Raw genomic sequence first — 16,592 nt, 5'->3', positions numbered from 1 at the left:
GCTAATCAAAATCCTGATTTCCGTGGGCAAAGACCCGGGTGGCCAAAACGGCCCGCTGCCAGCCGGCGTAGAGGCGGTCGCTTTCAGCCTGTCCCATCTTCGGCTCAAAGGCTGCCCCGATCTGGGCAATCTTCTGCAGGCTGGCCAGGTCATCCCAGTAGCCAACGGCCAAGCCGGCCAAAAAGGCCACGCCCAGGCCCGTCGTTTCCAAGTCCTTGGCTCTTTCGATCTTGACACCCAGCAGGTCGGCCTGGAACTGGAGCAGGTAGGCATTGTTGGATGCACCGCCGTCCACCCGCAAGGCCGGAATCTTGATCCCGGCATCTTTTTGCATGGTGTCGACCACGTCCCGGGTCTGGTAGGCCAAAGACTGCAGGGTGGCCTTGACCAGGTCCTTGTCGCTGGTCCCGCGGGTAATGCCAAAAACTGCCCCGCGGGCTTCCGCGTCCCAGTATGGCGCGCCCAGACCCGTAAAGGCCGGTACCACGTAGACCTCGTTTTCATCCTTTGAGGCTAAGGCGGCTGCCTCTGAATCCGGCGCGTTCTTGATCAGCTTCATTGAGTCGCGCAGCCACTGGATCGCTGAGCCGGATACGAAAACCGACCCCTCCAGGGCATAAGTCACCTGGCCATTGAGCACGTAGCCAACGGTCGTCAGCAGGTTGTTGTTGGACTCGGCGGGCTCGCTGCCTGTATTCATCACGATGAATGACCCGGTCCCGTAGGTGTTCTTGACCATGCCGGGCTTAAGAGCCAGCTGGCCAAACAAGGCGGCCTGCTGGTCCCCAGCCATGCCGGAAATCGGCACCCGCCCGCCAAAGAACTGGTAAGGGTTGGTCTCCCCGTAGACTTCGGAGTTGGACTTCACTTCCGGCAGCATGACCCGCGGAATCTTCAGCAAGTCCAGAATGTCCTGATCCCAGTCCAGGTCATGAATGTTGAAGAGCATGGTCCGGCTGGCGTTGGTGGAGTCGGTGACGTGCACGGCCCCATTGGTCAATTTCCAGGCCAGCCAGGTATCGATGGTCCCAAACAAGAGCTCGCCTTTCTCAGCCCGCTCCTGGGCACCAGGCACCCGGTCCAGAATCCAGCGGATCTTGGTCGCGGAGAAGTAAGGGTCGATGATCAAGCCAGTCTTCTTGCGGATCATTTCCCCATAGCCCTCCCGCTTGAGCTGCTCGGCCAGGGCCGTGCTTTGGCGGGACTGCCAGACGACGGCGTTGTAGATTGGCCGGCCAGTGGCCTTGTCCCAGATCACGGTCGTCTCCCGCTGGTTGCTAATCCCGATCCCGGCAATCTGGTCGGGACGGATGGCGGAATTGATCAAGGCCGTGGAAACCGTGATCTGCACGGCGTTCCAGATTTCTTCAGCCTTGTGCTCAACCCAGCCCGGCTCCGGAAAGTATTGGGGGAACTCGCGGGCCGCTGAAGCCACCTGCCGGCCTTGGTGGTCATAGATGATGGCCCGGGTTGAAGTCGTTCCTTCATCGATCGCCAATATGTATTTATCTGCCATTTTTGTCCTCCTCATCGAAAACGCTTACCATTCAAGTCTAGACTACTTTGGCTGAAAGGCAAGAATATTTCACGGCGAATGTTTGCGATTTGCCTAAAAAAGCGCCAATGTTACCTATTTTTTGATGATTAGTTTATACTAAATGCAATGACTTAGAAAAGGGAGACTACCGATGGCAGAAAACATTATCCAAATCGCCTACCTTTATGAAGACTTGATGAACACTTACGGCGACTCCGGCGACGTGAAGATCCTCCGCTTCCTCTTGGGCAAGCAGGGCTACCAGACCAATGTCGACAACATTTCCCTGGGCTCATCCTTCAACGCGGACGACTATGACTTCGTCTTCTTCGGAGGCGGACAGGACTACGAACAGAGCATCGTGGCCAAGGACCTGCAGCGCTTCAAGGAGACCTTGGAAAAATACATCAATGATGACAACCCCATGCTGGCCATTTGCGGGGGCTATGAACTGATGGGGACCTACTATAACACGATTTCCGGGACTAAGATCAAGGGGCTGGGCATCCTGCCCCTGCATACGGAATTCGACCCGGAAAAGCGGATGATCGGCGACACCAAGTACGAAACCGAATGGGGGCCAACTGTCGGCTTTGAAAACCACTCCGGCCAAACCTTCCTGGACGACCGGACCATGCTCAAGCCTTTCGCCAAGGTGGTTGAAGGCTACGGGAACAACCATGAGGAGAAGGAAGACGGGGTTCGCTACAAGAACTTCATCGGCTCCTGGTCCCATGGCCCAATGCTCAAGAACGAGAACGTGGCCAAGGCCATCGTCAACATGATCCTGGACCGGCACGACAAGCGCCTGGCCCAAGCTGAATAAGCATTTTTGCAGGCACCGGCTGAGCCGGTGCCCTTTTTTGGGCCTTTTTCAAGCAAAGCGACCTGCTCCGCCAAACCCAGGTCTTGAGCCAGCTGCTCACCCAAGCCCGGCAAGAGTTTTCCGGGTTCAAAGCTTAATTCAATCATCGCCAAAAGCCGGCCCAGCTGGCTTTTGGTCTTTTTTTGCCCAAAGTCTCGCAAAAAATGTTATTTCACACTTGTACTATACCACAGATGTGCTATAATAATTGGCGTAGGGAAGTGAAAGACATGAAGATCGATATCATTCGATACCTCGACAAGCACCACCTGACCATCTATCGCGTCGCGAAAGATTCAGGCTACGGCTACACAACCCTTCACAAGTCATTCAACAAGCACCAGTCCAACGCGACCTCAATCAACCTACGCGACCTGGACGCCCTAGCCCGGGCCCAGCACTTAGCCATGTGGCAGGTGCTGCAGGAGCTGGAGACCGAATATCTCAGTGAAGATGAAACGGACGACGGTGATGATGACAAATAATTGAAGGTTGGTTAACCGCTGAAGAGTCCTTGTGTTTTGATTTTTGATTAATGCAAAGGGCTTTTTATGTAGGCTAATTTACCGATAGACGGACTAAATGCTGTTTTTACTCACGCTTAGAAAGAGGCAACAAAGATGGCTTACAACGATTTTAATGATTTTAACGACATGGATGATCTCTTTAGACAATTAATGAACGGGATGGGCGGCTTCAATTCCGAAAACCGCCGCTACCTGATCAACGGCCGCCAGGTCAGCCCGGAAGAATTCGCAGAATACCAAAAGACCGGCCGCCTGCCAGGCAATGAGGCCCAAGCGCCAAAGAGCGGCAAGCAAACCGCTGGCGGGATCTTGGAGAAATTGGGCCGCAACCTGACCGAAGCCGCCCGCAAGGGTGAGCTGGACCCAGTCATTGGGCGCAACAAGGAAATTCAGGAAACGGCGGAAATCCTGTCCCGGCGGACCAAGAACAACCCGGTCTTAGTCGGTGATGCCGGCGTCGGGAAGACGGCGGTCGTTGAAGGATTGGCCCAGGCCATCGTCAACGGCGACGTGCCGGAATCCATCAAGAACAAGGAAATCATCTCCATTGATATTTCCAGCCTGGAAGCCGGGACCCAGTACCGGGGGTCATTCGAGCAGAACATCCAGGACCTGGTCAAGGAAGTCAAGGAACGGGGCAACGTGATCCTCTTCTTCGACGAAATCCACCAGATTCTGGGTGCCGGCGGCATGGGCGACGGCAGCGGCTCCAAGGGGATGTCCGACATCTTGAAGCCGGCCCTTTCCCGCGGCGAAATTACCGTGATCGGGGCCACCACCCAAGATGAGTACCGAAACACGATCATGAAGGACGCGGCCCTGGCCCGGCGCTTCAACGAAGTCACGGTCAATGCCCCAAGTCCGGAAGACACCTGCAAGATTCTGCAAGGCTTGCGGCCCTTGTATGAAAAGCACCACAACGTGGAGCTGCCAGACGACGTTCTGAAGGCCGCGGTCGACTACTCAGTCCAGTACATTCCGCAAAGATCCTTGCCTGACAAGGCCATTGACCTGCTAGACATGACGGCGGCCCACTTGGCCGCCCAGCATCCGGTAACGGACGTCAAGGCCGTGGAAAAGCAGATCAAGGCTGAAAAGCAGGCCCAGGAAAAAGCCGCTGAAAAAGAAGACTACGAAAGCGCCTTGAAGCACAAGGTCAACATCGAGAAGCTGCAAAAGAAGATCACGGACAGCCATGACCAGCGCAAGACGGTTGCCACTCCAAACGACGTGGCTGCCGCGGTGGAAAGACTGACCGGTATCCCGGTTGCCAAGATGGGGGCCAGCGACATTGAACGGCTCAAGGGACTGGGCCAGCGCCTGAAGGGCAAGGTCATCGGCCAAGATGAGGCCGTGGAAGCCGTTGCCCGGGCCATCCGCAGAAACCGGGCCGGCTTTGACGAAGGCAACCGGCCAATCGGCTCCTTCCTCTTCGTAGGCCCGACCGGGGTCGGCAAGACGGAATTGGCTAAGCAGCTGGCCTTGGACATGTTCGGCTCAAAGGATGCCATCATCCGCTTGGACATGTCTGAATACGCTGACCGCACGGCCGTCTCCAAGCTGATCGGGACTTCAGCCGGCTACGTGGGCTACAACGACAACTCCAACACCTTGACTGAGCGCGTGCGCCGGAACCCTTACTCAATCATCCTTTTGGATGAAATTGAAAAGGCTGACCCGCAAGTCATTACCCTCCTGCTCCAAGTTTTGGACGACGGGCGCCTGACTGACGGGCAAGGCAACACGGTCAACTTCAAGAACACCGTGATCATCGCTACCTCTAACGCTGGCTTCGGCAATGAAAAGCTGACTGGCGGCGCTGACCATGACCAAGACTTGCTGGACCGCTTGGCTCCTTACTTCAGACCAGAATTTTTGAACCGCTTCGACGCGGTCATCGAATTCAGCCACCTGACCAAGGAAGACTTGAAGGACATCGTCAACTTGATGCTTGACAGCGTCAACAAGACCTTGGCCAAGAAGGGGCTCACTTTGACGGTCACCGAAGCTGCCAAGGACTACCTGATCGAGCAAGGCTACGATGAAGCTATGGGCGCGCGGCCGCTGCGCAGAGTGATCGAGCGGGAAATCCGCGACAAGGTCACCGACTTCTACCTTGACCACCTTGACGTCAAGCACCTGCACGCGGACATGAAGGACGGCGAACTGGTCATCACTGAAGAAAAATAATCGATTACTGTAATTCAATCCTCCTTAAAACAGACATGCAAAAGCCTGGCGATTTCTCGCCAGGCTTTTTTTGTCGCGCCGCGGGGAAAGCAAATTGTCTTGCCGCACCGTGGCCTATATATATTGTGATATAACATTTTGCCTATTATTATTTTTATTTTTAAAGAGTTGCTTTTCTTGTTTATTTTTAAAACTCTTAGAAAATAGCTGAAAAACAAGCCTATGTCTTGGCTTATTTTCAATAACAAGTATTATAATTAGGTTATACTAGCTCGATTGGATAAATTTACTTTAGGAGTGAATGATTGACAATGAAAGATGCAGATTATCAGTTTAGCACGCGCGTCCGCGATCTCTATGAAAACTCACCTTTCCCCCTGCTTGTCTACCAGCTTTCAGGCACCGCGCATCAGGTCCTGCTCGTTTCAGATGGCTACTGCCAAATGGTCCAGAGCTCCCGGACTGAGGCCATGAATTACTTAAACCAGCATAGTTTCAGCCGCGTCTATCCAGACGACCGGCAGGCCATGACGGCTTTTATTCACAATTGCCGTCAGAACTCCGGCCAGCTGCTCTTTCGTTTTGCCATCAACGGCAGCTACCACCGGCTTTTGGCGACCAGAAAGCCCTTTGCCGCGCCAAATGGGGCTTTTTTGGAATACGTTGCTTACGCTGACCTGACGGCCAGCGGGGCTGAAGCAGAACTGGAGACATCCTGCCAGCAATGCAGCCAGGTCGACCGCCTGACCGGCCTGCCCAACATCAACCATTTCAACATTGAAGGCAGCAAATTCCTTCACCAGGTGCAAAGAGAGCACCGGGTCGCGGCCGTCATTCTCCTGGACGTCAACAACATGAACGCCTACAACAACCGCTTTGGCTACGTGAAGGGCGACATCCTGCTGAACCGCCTGGGCCAGGCGATGCGGGAAGTCTTTACTGACAGCCTGATCTGCCGCTATTCCCAAGACCAGTTCGTTATCATTACCCGCAGAAGCGGTCTGGAAGAACGGATCGGCCAGCTGAACCGGCAAATGAAACAGATCGCGGCCGACCACCTGACCGCCATCCGCTGCGGGGTCTACTTGACCGCTGACCAAGAGGAATACGCCGTCTCCGCGGTCGACAAGGCCCACCTGGCCCTATTGTCCATGTCCAGCAACGAAAAGACTGCCTGCAAGTTCTACGACAGCCGGGTCAAAGAGCGCTTCGCTAAGCGGGACTACATCATGACCCACCTGGCCCAGGCCCTAGCTGACGACTGGATTAAAGTCGACGTGCAGCCCATGGTCAACGTCTTCAACCACAAGGCTGTAGCCTTGGAGCTTTTTGCCCGCTGGGACGACCCAAAGCTTGGCGTCCTTTACCCGAAGGACTTTCTCCATTATCTGGAAGAGGTCCACTTGACCCACGTGCTGGACCTGCACGTCCTCAAGCAGGCCTGCCGGATCTGGAGCCAGCGGCGCAATGAAAGCCATCTGAACATCCCCCTGGTCATCAACCTGCTGGCCGATGACCTGGAAGACGACGACTTCCTGACCAACGTCAACGCGCTGATGGCCAAATACCAGATTCCCCGCCATTACCTCTGCTTTGATCTGGCCCTGGCTGATGATGCCGACAAAGAAGTGATCCAAGAACGGCTCACCCAGCTCAAGGCTGAAGGCTACATCTACTCCTTCGACACCCGCACCAGCAGCTATAGCCTGATCAATGCCTTGGCTGACTTCGACTTTGACTTTGTCAAGTTTGATATGAATAAGCTGGATATCAAAAATCAAAAGTCCATGACCGTCTTGACCAGCACGATCGACCTCTGCAAGCGCCTGGGCTGCCGGCCGCTTTTTAAAGGGGTGGAGACTTACGGCCAGTACAGCTTCATCAGGCGCTTGGGCTGCCTGCTCATGCAGGGCAAGTACCTGATGGCCCCGGCCGCCTATGAGGAAATTACCAAGCGCTTGGACCGGGCGGGTCTGCAGACCCAAAGCATGGGCGAGTCCTGGTTCTACAATGAGATCAACTCGATTGACGTGTTTGACCCCTCCTACCGCTTCTTCAACAAGCAGACGCCGCCCTTGGGCACCTCCTTCCCCGTTGCCCTGTTCCTGGTCAAAGACCGTCAGCTCGACCTGGTCTACGTCAATCCTGCCGGCCGCCAGCAGTCCAAGCAGCTCTATGGGACGGAAACTGCCTTCCTGGATGCCCTGCATGCCCGCACGTCCAACAATGCCCTGCGCTTTTGGGACGCCGCGGCCAGCTGCGAGTCAGCCGGCGACACTACCTCTTGGGTCATGACCACCAAGGACCGCCTGCGCTACCAGGTGCAGATGCAATTGGTTGCCAGTTACAACGACAGCAAAGCCATCCTGGCGGAAATCGACGGCCACCCGATCAGGGAGCTCAGCGACTTCTATGGCAGCGTGGCCCATGACGTCAAAAAGAACGACGTCTGGAAGTCGCTCATCAGCAGCATCAAGCTTGGCATGTTCTGGAAGGACAAGGACCGCCGCTTCCTGGGCGTCAACCAGTACTTCCTGGACTACTACGGCATGACCGCCAATGACGTGGTCGGCCATACGGATGACGAACTGGGCTTCAACGCCAACGCGGCGGCTTTTGAAGGCAGCGAGCAGCAGATCCTGCAAGACGGCATCCCCCTGCGCGCCATGGGCCAGACCCATGCCCGGGGGCAGGTCCGGGACATTCTGACCTTCAAGGCCCCGGTCTACTCCAACAAGCAGACCACTGGCCTGGTGGGCCTCTTTTTGGACGTCACCCACACCGCCAAGCGGATCGCTGAATTGAAAAAAGAAGCCTCCATGGACGCCCTGACCAGCTTGAAGAACCGGCACAATTTCGAGCGTGACTTCAAGTACCTGACCAAGAAGCCAATCACCGTAATGATGATCGACATCGACCACTTCAAGGACTATAACGACAACTATGGCCACCGCTACGGCGACGAGGTCCTGAAGAGCATCAGCCAAGTCCTGTTGGAGAACTACGGGATCGGGCACTGCTACCGGTACGGCGGCGATGAGTTCTTGATCCTTTGCGACCGCTTGAGCGATGAGGAGATTAAGGAAAAGGACGCCAAGGTCCGCCAGGCCCTGGAGCACATCCAGCTGCTGGGCCTCTACTTCTCCATTCACATCTCCGTGGGCTACGTGCAAGGGACGGCCCTGACGCCAGCCCAGGTGCAGGCCATGATCCGCCAGGCCGACCGCAACCTTTACTCGGTTAAAGGCAATGGCCGCAATGACCTGCTTGGCAGCCAGTTCTGCCTGGATGAGCTTTAAAATTCCACGCAAAAACTCCAAAGCCAAGGCTCTGGAGTTTTTGCATTTTTTCGTTTTGGAAAAATGGGAGTTTTTAAGCAGCTGGACTAGTTCAGTTCCATCTGCTTGGCGGTCTGGCCCAGGTGCTGCTTGAGCAAGTGGCCGCTCAGACCGATGATGTAGCCGGCAATCCCGAAGGTCAGCCAGCCCAAGCCCAGTGAAAAGAATGGGAAGTAGTGGCTGGCAAAGGCGATCATAGCCTTGGCCAGGGCCGTGTTGGCGATCAGGGCCGGCGCGGCGTTGATCCCGTCAAAAATTGCTGGGATCAGGGCAAAGAAGATGGTGAAGCGGTAAACGATGCTGTCGTTCTTAAACAGCTTGGAAGTCAGGCCGCAGAAGATCAAAGCGATGGCAATCGGGTACAGGAACATCAAAACCGGGGTTGACCAGGAAATGATGGTGTTCAGGCCGAAGTTGGCAATCAGGAAGGAAATGCCGCAGTTAAAGGTCAGGAAAGTCCGGTAGGAAATCTTCGGGAAACGCTTGTGGAAGTCTTGGGCAAAGGCAACGACCAGGCCGATCGCTGATGACATGCAGGTGATGGTGGCCAAAAGGGCCAGGAGGGCTTCACCAAAGAGGCCGAGGAAGTGGTTGGCGATTTGGGCAAAAGCAATGCCGCCGTTGGCTGACAGCTTGAAGTAGTGCAGGCTGCTTGCCCCAAGCCAGATCAAGATGAAGTAGATCAAAGCGATGCCGAGGAAGCCCAGCAAGCCCGTCTTGGCCAGGGCCAGTGAGGCATCCTTTTCCTTCTTCAGGCCAAAGGCCCGGATGGCCGAAACAACCGTAACGCCGAAGGCTAAGGCAGCCAGCGCGTCCAAGGTGTTGTACCCTTCCAAAAAGCCGTTCGGGAAAGCAGCGCCCGCGTAGCCGGCAGCGGCCTTGGTGCTTGCGGCTGAGCCCATTGGATTGATAAAGGCAAACAAGAACATAATGAAGAGCAGCAGCAGGAAGGCTGGGTTCAGGATCTTGCCGACATTGTCAGTGATCTTGCCTTCAGTCAAGGACGCGTAGTAAACGATCCCGAAGAAGATGGCGGAGTAGATCAGCAAGGCCCAAGGCTGCATAGCGGCCGGGAAGTGGGCGGAAAACATGGCGAAAGGCACCGTTGCGGTCCGCGGGGTGGCGAACAGCGGCCCCAAAGTCAAGTGGACCAGGATCAAGAAGGTCAAGGCAAAGCCCCCGCCTAATGGCGACGCTAGGCCGTAGATCCCGTCAGCTCTAGTAATGGCCAGGGCCAAAAGGGCAGCCAGGGGGATCAGGGTCCCGGAAATGATGAAGCCGATCGCGGCTGGCAGCCAGTGACTGCCGGCCAGCTGGCCCAAGTGCACTGGGAAGATCAGGTTTCCGGCCCCGAAGAACATCCCAAAAATCAATGACGCGATAATCAAATAATGTTTTAATTGCAGTTTCTTCATGATTGAATCTCCTAAATTTCCAGTAAAAACGAAAACAACAGTGAAATTTGGAGATCAGCGCTAATCTCAAGTCATTAAAAATGCTAAAAAAAACGCCCCAGCAGAAGCCGAGCTTCTGCAAGGACGCGTCTCGCGTGTTACCACCTTAATTCATTGCCCTGTCGCCAGAGCAACCTTACCCCGTACTGGCCGGACTGCTCCAGCCAAGACGTTGACGCTGTAAAGGGCGAACCCATTTAACGCTCCGCGAGACGCGTCGCATTAACCACTCCAAGCCTACTTTCGTTCCAAGCCCCGCGTGCCACTTTCTCACCGTTCATTGACTCTCTTTAAGGCGGAAGCTTGGTCTACTCTGCTCTTTCTGGTGTTTGAATTTCTTTAGTACTTTTAACTTGTTTCTAATCTAATCCTTCCCTCATCTTTTTGCAAGGAAAAAATGCCCTTCTTTGGAAAATAATTTTTAAAAAGCAAAAGCCACCTGCTTTTTCTGCAGGTGGCTTTATTTTCCTAGTTTTGTTTGCCTTATTTTTCTTAAAACAGGCGGATCAAGGCCAGGCTGGCCACGCCGGCGATGACGATCCACAGCAGGTCCTTGGTTAAAATGGCCGCGGCCAGGGCTGGCACGGTGGCGCCGGCGTACTGCCAGTCGACCTTAGGCAGCTGGCCCTGCTTGGCCGTGAACAGGCAGCTGAACCACAGGGTGGTCATGATCACGATCGGCACGAACTGCAGGAACTCCATCAGCCATTTGGGCATGGCGAACTTTTTCAGGACGATAAAGGGCACGAGCCGCAAGAAGGTGATCGCGGCGCAGCAGACCAGGTAGGTCACGATTAATTTACTTGAAAAAGGCATGCTTGATCCCCATTCCTAACAAACATCCGGCAAAAGTAACGACAATCGTGACCGCGCTGCTTGGCAGCACGATCATCCCCAGGTAGGTCAACAGGGCCGTGACCCCGATCATAATCAGCTGCAGGTTGAATTCAACCGCCTTGTCGCTGATCAGCTGCAGGTACAGCAGGCCCAGGAACATGGCCGCGACGGCAAAGTCCAGGCCCAGAGCCTTGGTGTCCGGCACCAGGCCGCCCAAGAGCGCCCCAAGGCAGCTGGATCCGGCCCACGTCAGATAAGCCATGAGGTTTGACGCGTTCAGCCAGTCATAGGACAGCTTGCCCTCAGTATAGTTAAGCTTGGTGATGGCCAGGGCAAAAGTTTCGTCGGTCAGCAGAAAGCCCAGCCAGAGATTCTTGGCCAGCCGCTCCTCTTTGAATTTGGGTGCCAAAGTCAGGGACATCAGCAGCATCCGCGAGCTCATCAAGGTCACCGCCAGGGCAATGGCAAAAACCGAGCTCCCGGCCGCATACATGGAGACCAGGGCAAATTCCCCGGCCCCAGTGTAGACCAAGAGCGACATCAAAGTCGCCTCCAGGGCCGTAAAGCCGCTGGTGTGGGCGATGATCCCAAAGGCCAGGCCGATCCCGATATAGCCCAAGACCGTTGGAATCGTCTCCTTCACCCCGGTCCGGGCATCCATTTCCCCGTTCATTGCCGTCCCCCCTGTCAAAATAAAGTCTTAAAAAATTATTAATAGATTAAGTATAACCTTTTTAAGCCTTAATAAACAACAGAAATAACAGGCAATTTTTTATTTTTCCTAAGCCTGCTTGCGGCGCAGCTTGGCCCCGCGGGGGCTGGGAAGCAGCTGCATCCCCGTTGCCAGCACGATCAGGGCCCCGCCGACCATCTTCATGATTCCGAAGTCGCTGCCCAGGAGCGACACGGACAAGATCGTCGCGACTAACGGCTCAAAGGCCTCCAAGATCCCGGCCAAGGCCGCTGAGATGTACAAAACCGAGGACAGGTACAAGGCATAAGCCAGCAGGGTGCCGGCCACGACGATGTACAAGACCAGGCCCCATTCAGGCAAAGTGACGTGCTTGGCCGGGACAGCCAGCAGGACCGGCGTCAGGACGATTCCGCCAAAGAGCATGCCCCAGCTGAGGATGTCGATGGTCCCGTACTTCTTGAACAGCTTGGCCGGCATCACGATGTCGGCGGCCTGGGTCACGGCTGAAAGAAAGCCCCAGAACAGGGTGGCCGGCGTGACGGCTAAGTGGCCCAAATTGCCATTGGTCACCAGGATGACGGTCCCCACCAAGGCCACGGCAATCGACAGGAGGTCAACCCGCCGCGGCTTCTGCCGGGTCTTGATAGCCATAAAGGCAATGATCAAAACCGGGGCCAGGAAGACCAGCACCGTGGCCGTGGGCGCGTTGGAAAGCTGGACGCAGTAAAAGTAGGTCAGCTGGCTGCCGACTAGCCCGAACAGGCCATAGAGGGCCCCATAGAGCAAGTCATGCTTGTCATGGAAAATGGCAAAAATCTTCCGCCCCTCCCGCAGGTAGCTGAAAAGCAAAAACATGGCCCCGGCCAGCCAGGCCCTGACGCCGACCAGCCACAAGGTGTTGATGTTGGCATGCTGGTAAAGCATCTCTGCCGCCGTGCCCGAGGTCCCCCACAAGGAGGCCCCCACTACCGCCAGCATGATGCCGTGCTGCTTCCGATTCATTTTTCCTGTCCTCGCACTTTGTTTCACGTGTAACTTTTTTGTTTTTTTTAAAAGTACTTGCCTTCTGCAAAAAATGCTGAAGGAGGCAGTCCTTGCAGCATTTTGACTTCTTTATCGTGCTTGCGCCTGGTCAATCAGGTACTTGAAGATCTTGTTCATGATCCATGATTCCGGGGCCGGGTTGGCGTGCATCTCTTCTGGATGCCACTGGACCGCGATGACCTTCCCGTCGCGGGATTCCAGGGCTTCCGGCACCTCGTCGCTGGCCCAGCCGGCCAGAACCAGGTCCGGGGCCACGTCCTTGATCATCTGGTGGTGGAAGGAGTTGGTCAGCAGCTCGGTCTGACCAAAGATCTGGGCCAGGCGCGTCCCTTCCCGCAAGGTCACCTTGTGGCTGCCAACGTCCGGCCGGGTGCCCTGCATGTGCTTCAAGGTGTACTTGCCGCGCAAGGAGCCGTCCTGCCACATGGAGCCGCCATGGGCCACGTTGATGATCTGCGCTCCCCGGCAGATGCCCAATACGGGCTTGCCGGCTGCTTCAGCCGCCTTTAACAGGGCGATGTCAAACTTGTCGCGGTCTGGCCAGGTCGCCCCGCTCTTTGGATCCTGCTCTTCCCCGTACAGGTGGGGGTCAACGTCGTGGCCGCCGGACAGGATCAGGGCGTCTACCGCCTGCAGCTGCTCCTGGGCCATTTCACTGGTGCCCTTGGTAAAAGGAATCACCAAGGGGATGCCGCCGTTTTGGTAGACCGAGTCCACGTAGGCCGCGTTGACGTAAGTCCGGGGCTCGCCAAAAAAGGGGCCGCCGGTAATGGCTACTTCTGAGCCGGAAATTCCGATAACAGGTTTGTTCATGTGCTAGTCCTCCATGTCCACTAACTGCTCAACGGCCTTGGCAATCCCATCCTGATTGTTGCTGGCGGTGATGTAGTCGGCCCGCTGCTTGATTTCCGGAATGGCATTGCCCATGGCTACCTTGAAGACGTCAGGCAGGCTGAAGTCTGACAGGTCATTGTTGTTGTCCCCAAAGACCATGGCCTCCTTTTGCGGAATGTCCAAATAATCCAGCAGGTAGGTCAAGGCATTGCCCTTGGTCGTGCCGTAGGTGTTGAATTCCAAGCACTGGCCGCCGCTGGCGGAAATGGTGAATTCCTTGTCCGCTGCTGGCGGCAAGGCAGCTCTAAACTTCTTCATCAGGCTTGGCAGCGAGACGAACTCGCCCTTGATGATCTGGTAGTCCACCCCGTCTTCCATGACCTTGACCCCCATGTTGCGGGCCTTGGCCACGAAAGAAACGCCGAACTTGCTGGCCCCCTTGGGAACGTAGAAGTCCTCGGTGTTCATCAGATAAGGCCCCATGATCCCTGGCCGCTTCAAGGCAATCAGGTGGTCAACGTTTCCCGGAGTCAGGGCGCTGGAATGGAGAATCTGTCCGTCCATCCGCTGCACCAAGCCGCCATTGTAGCAAATGGCGAAGTTTTCATCCGCCTTGAAGGCAAAAGGCTCAAAGACCTTCAGCACCCCAGGCAAAGGCCGGCCGGACAGGGGCACCACGTAGATGCCATGGGCCCGGGCCCGCTTCAAGGCCTTCAGGGTCTTGGGGCTGACTTCCTTCTTGGAGTTCAAGAGGGTCCCGTCAAGGTCGACTGCGATCAATTTTATCTTCATGTTTCCGCCCTTTCTGTTTCTTAGGGAAAAGAGCATTGACTGCCGTTGCTGTTAGCTGCTGTTTTTTAATCTTTTACTAATAATCATACAGTCAATGCTGGCTTTTGCCAAGTGGCAAAGTTACTGCTTCCGCTGGCTGCCCGCCGCCTGCGGTCCGGCCGCGTCATGGCTGAGCAGGTACTGCTCAATCAGGCGAACGACCTGCTTGTTCTGCGGCAGACTGGAGTGCTGGGCGTCAACCCCGGTCACGGTCATGGTCGTGTAGCTCTTGACCTGGTTCTGGAAGATGTACTTTCCAGCCTCCACGCTATTTTCCGGCACGATCCCGTCGGATTCATAGTTTTCGCCCCCCGACAGAGAGTAGACGATCAGGCTCTTGGGCAGGCGCTTGCGGTACTTGATGAATTCCGACAGCATCTGGGTCTTGTTCTTGATGCTTTTTTCATTAAAATTGTACGGCGACCCCAGGGTCATCAGCCGCTTCATCTTGATGTCCGAATTGTACTGGCTATAGTAGTGCTCCAGCCAGTAGGTCCAGATCAAGCCGCCGTTTGAGTGGCCAAAAGCCTTGAAGTTGTTGAACTTGTAGTTCCGCGAGATTTCGTAAAAGGCATCGTCCAGCCAGCTGGCCTGCTTCTTGATATTGGCATAGCCGTCATGGTTGTTTGCAAAGCCGATCACGATAAAGGGTTCATTGTCCCCGCGCTTGATTGAGCCCGTATAGGTCAAGCCGCCGTCCTCGCTGACTTCCACCTTCAGCAGGCTGTGCTTGTCAGGCGTATGCTTGTTCAGCAAGGACACCAGTTCATTGAAACGGCTGACCGTGGCACTGGAGCCCGGCACCATGATGACTGGAGACAGCTTGGAGCGCTGGCGCTCGGCATGGGCCTTATTGGTCTTCTTCATCCAGGAATAGCCGGGCACGGCCAAGAGGATGATCAAGGTAAAGACGATGATGATCAGGCGCCAGTTCCGGCTTTCCGGCCAGTGAAAGCGGACTTTTTGCTTAAGCATGCTGGTCCTCCTTCCGTTCATACTGCTGCAAGAGCCGCTTGGCGTGGTTGTCCAGCTTGACGGCTGGCACCATCAAGAGGATATCCGCGATAAAGAGGCAGATCGAGAAAATCAGGGTCGGCCAGTTGCCGTTAGTAGCGAAAAAGGCCGTCAGCGGCCCTGGCGTCCCCGTGAGGACCGCGTAGACCGGCGTCGGTACGATCTTCAAGGCGATGGCCAAAGAGGCCACCAGGATGTTAAACGCGGGCAGAATGGTCAATTGCAGGCAAAAGATGGGGTTCAAGACGACCGGCAGGCCGATCATAAAGCCGCGGGCGGAGCTGAAGAGGACCGGGATCAGGTTCAACTTGGAAACCGTCTCCGCCTCTCTTCGCCGCCCCCAGATCAAGATCGCCAGCAGCATGGCCAAAACGGCCACGCAGCCGCCCATGGTCCCATAGGAGTAGATCAAGGATCCGCCCAGAAAACGGTAAGGCACGTTCCAGACCGACCCCCGCCGCAGGACGAAGTTCAAGTTGGCCGTGGCAGCCGCGGAAGTAGTCAGGTTGCTCATTTCCGCGATCGGGGACTCAATTCCGATCCAGTTCAAGAAGCTGGCCAGAATGGTGGCGGGAACGATCTCCAGGAGATTGTTGGAATTTTCGATTGGCGACCAGAAGGCGGCAAAGCTGCCAGTCCTGCCGGCCTGGCTGGCCAGCCAGTAGGCCAAGCCGCCAGCCGCGGCCCCGATCAGGATGCTGACGGTGCTGGGCTTTAAGGCATTCAAGGCACGGGTCTGAACCATCCGGGCATGCTCGTAGTCAACTTGCTCATAAGCCGGAGCCAGCCAGTGAAAGATCTGCCCCACGATGTAGCCGACCACCAAGGCAATCAGGGTATACTGAATGCTTAAGAAAGGAGACTGAAACAAGGAGACCCGGCCAGTCTTCCCCATCTGGGTCAAATAGCTGATAACCAGGAGGATCGTGCTTCCGCTGATCCCAGCCATGGTATGGTCCTTTTTGTACAAGTCGGCCGTAAAAGCCGCCGCGAAGTAGACCACATAGATGCCAAAGAGGCTGAAGATCACCTGCACCACGCTTTGCGACAAGCTCATGCCGATATCCCAGAAAGTGTCACTCATGAGCTTGTCAAAGTCAAATAAGTTGTAAATAAAGCTTTCTGGCGAGAACACGCTGTCCTGCAGGACCTGAAAATAGGCCCCAATCATCGCCAGCGGCATCAGGGTGGAAAAGGTTCGCTGAGCCATTCTGAAAAAAGAACGGCGCCTGAGCCAAATGCACCAATATGCTAATCTGTCCATCTCACTAATCCCCCTAAAATTTCAGCTATTGCACACTAACTAATTATACCTGTCTATAATCCGCGATTTCCAAAATTTTGGATCATGTTTTGCTTTTCCTAGCAAAACAAAAAGAGCCAGACTTCCGTCTGACTCTTGCTTCGCGCGGCAGCGCCCTATCCTC

At 55.4% G+C, this 16,592-nt stretch carries 13 protein-coding genes; 4 read left to right on the top strand and 9 right to left on the bottom strand.

Annotation, left to right across the window (positions count from 1 at the left end; all coding sequences use genetic code 11):
• Position 1: 1 nt before the first annotated feature.
• The gene (glpK, locus tag OCH80_RS07705) at positions 2-1,516 is read right to left on the bottom strand and encodes a glycerol kinase GlpK (protein WP_404539618.1); all 1,515 of its coding nucleotides are present in this window, start codon (positions 1,514-1,516) and stop codon (positions 2-4) included.
• Positions 1,517-1,688: 172 nt separating this feature from the next.
• Here glpK and OCH80_RS07700 point away from each other — a divergent pair, with 172 nt between their 5' ends.
• The 4 genes from OCH80_RS07700 (at position 1,689) to OCH80_RS07685 (ending at position 8,418) form a co-directional block, all read left to right on the top strand.
• Positions 1,689-2,363 (top strand): type 1 glutamine amidotransferase, encoded by a 675-nt coding sequence (locus OCH80_RS07700; protein WP_154549284.1) that lies wholly within the window; start codon positions 1,689-1,691, stop codon positions 2,361-2,363.
• A 269-nt stretch (positions 2,364-2,632) separates the two neighbouring features.
• Entirely contained in the window at positions 2,633-2,887 is a 255-nt protein-coding gene (locus OCH80_RS07695) for a transcriptional regulator (RefSeq protein WP_154549282.1), read from the top strand.
• Positions 2,888-3,022: 135 nt separating this feature from the next.
• A complete protein-coding gene (locus OCH80_RS07690) occupies positions 3,023-5,119 on the top strand; it encodes an ATP-dependent Clp protease ATP-binding subunit (protein ID WP_404539615.1) in 2,097 nt (698 codons plus the stop codon).
• A 311-nt stretch (positions 5,120-5,430) separates the two neighbouring features.
• On the top strand, positions 5,431-8,418 hold the full coding sequence (locus OCH80_RS07685) for a diguanylate cyclase domain-containing protein (protein WP_404539612.1): 2,988 nt from the start codon (positions 5,431-5,433) through the stop codon (positions 8,416-8,418).
• Positions 8,419-8,504: 86 nt separating this feature from the next.
• Here the strand turns inward: OCH80_RS07685 and brnQ are convergent, their stop codons facing one another.
• From brnQ to OCH80_RS07645, 8 genes are all read right to left on the bottom strand, one after another.
• Positions 8,505-9,872 carry a branched-chain amino acid transport system II carrier protein gene (gene brnQ, locus OCH80_RS07680; protein WP_404539609.1) on the bottom strand — a complete coding sequence of 456 codons (1,368 nt, stop codon included), beginning with the start codon at positions 9,870-9,872 and terminating at the stop codon, positions 8,505-8,507.
• A 531-nt stretch (positions 9,873-10,403) separates the two neighbouring features.
• Complete coding sequence (locus OCH80_RS07675; RefSeq protein WP_404539606.1) at positions 10,404-10,727, bottom strand: AzlD domain-containing protein; 324 nt, start codon at positions 10,725-10,727, stop codon at positions 10,404-10,406.
• Entirely contained in the window at positions 10,711-11,421 is a 711-nt protein-coding gene (locus tag OCH80_RS07670) for an AzlC family ABC transporter permease (protein ID WP_404539603.1), read from the bottom strand. The genes OCH80_RS07675 and OCH80_RS07670 overlap by 17 nt, the downstream gene beginning before the upstream one ends.
• Positions 11,422-11,529: 108 nt before the next feature.
• Complete coding sequence (locus tag OCH80_RS07665; RefSeq protein ID WP_404539600.1) at positions 11,530-12,444, bottom strand: DMT family transporter; 915 nt, start codon at positions 12,442-12,444, stop codon at positions 11,530-11,532.
• A 111-nt stretch (positions 12,445-12,555) separates the two neighbouring features.
• Entirely contained in the window at positions 12,556-13,299 is a 744-nt protein-coding gene (locus tag OCH80_RS07660) for a gamma-glutamyl-gamma-aminobutyrate hydrolase family protein (protein WP_154549271.1), read from the bottom strand.
• A gap of 3 nt (positions 13,300-13,302) precedes the next feature.
• A complete protein-coding gene (locus tag OCH80_RS07655; protein WP_404539596.1) occupies positions 13,303-14,112 on the bottom strand; it encodes a Cof-type HAD-IIB family hydrolase in 810 nt (269 codons plus the stop codon).
• A 120-nt stretch (positions 14,113-14,232) separates the two neighbouring features.
• On the bottom strand, positions 14,233-15,126 hold the full coding sequence (locus OCH80_RS07650; protein ID WP_404539594.1) for an alpha/beta hydrolase: 894 nt from the start codon (positions 15,124-15,126) through the stop codon (positions 14,233-14,235).
• Positions 15,119-16,429, bottom strand: a complete 1,311-nt coding sequence (locus OCH80_RS07645; protein WP_404539591.1) for a PTS sugar transporter subunit IIC — start codon at positions 16,427-16,429, stop codon at positions 15,119-15,121. Before OCH80_RS07645 ends, OCH80_RS07650 begins: the two co-directional genes overlap by 8 nt.
• Between the last annotated feature and the right edge of the window lie 163 nt (positions 16,430-16,592).

This window comes from Lactobacillus sp. 23-2, assembly GCF_044902225.1.
In the GTDB taxonomy this organism is placed as follows: Bacteria; Bacillota; Bacilli; order Lactobacillales; family Lactobacillaceae; genus Lactobacillus; species Lactobacillus absianus.
Note: the sequence above shows the minus strand (reverse complement) of the source record. Positions and strands in the feature narration are given on the sequence as shown.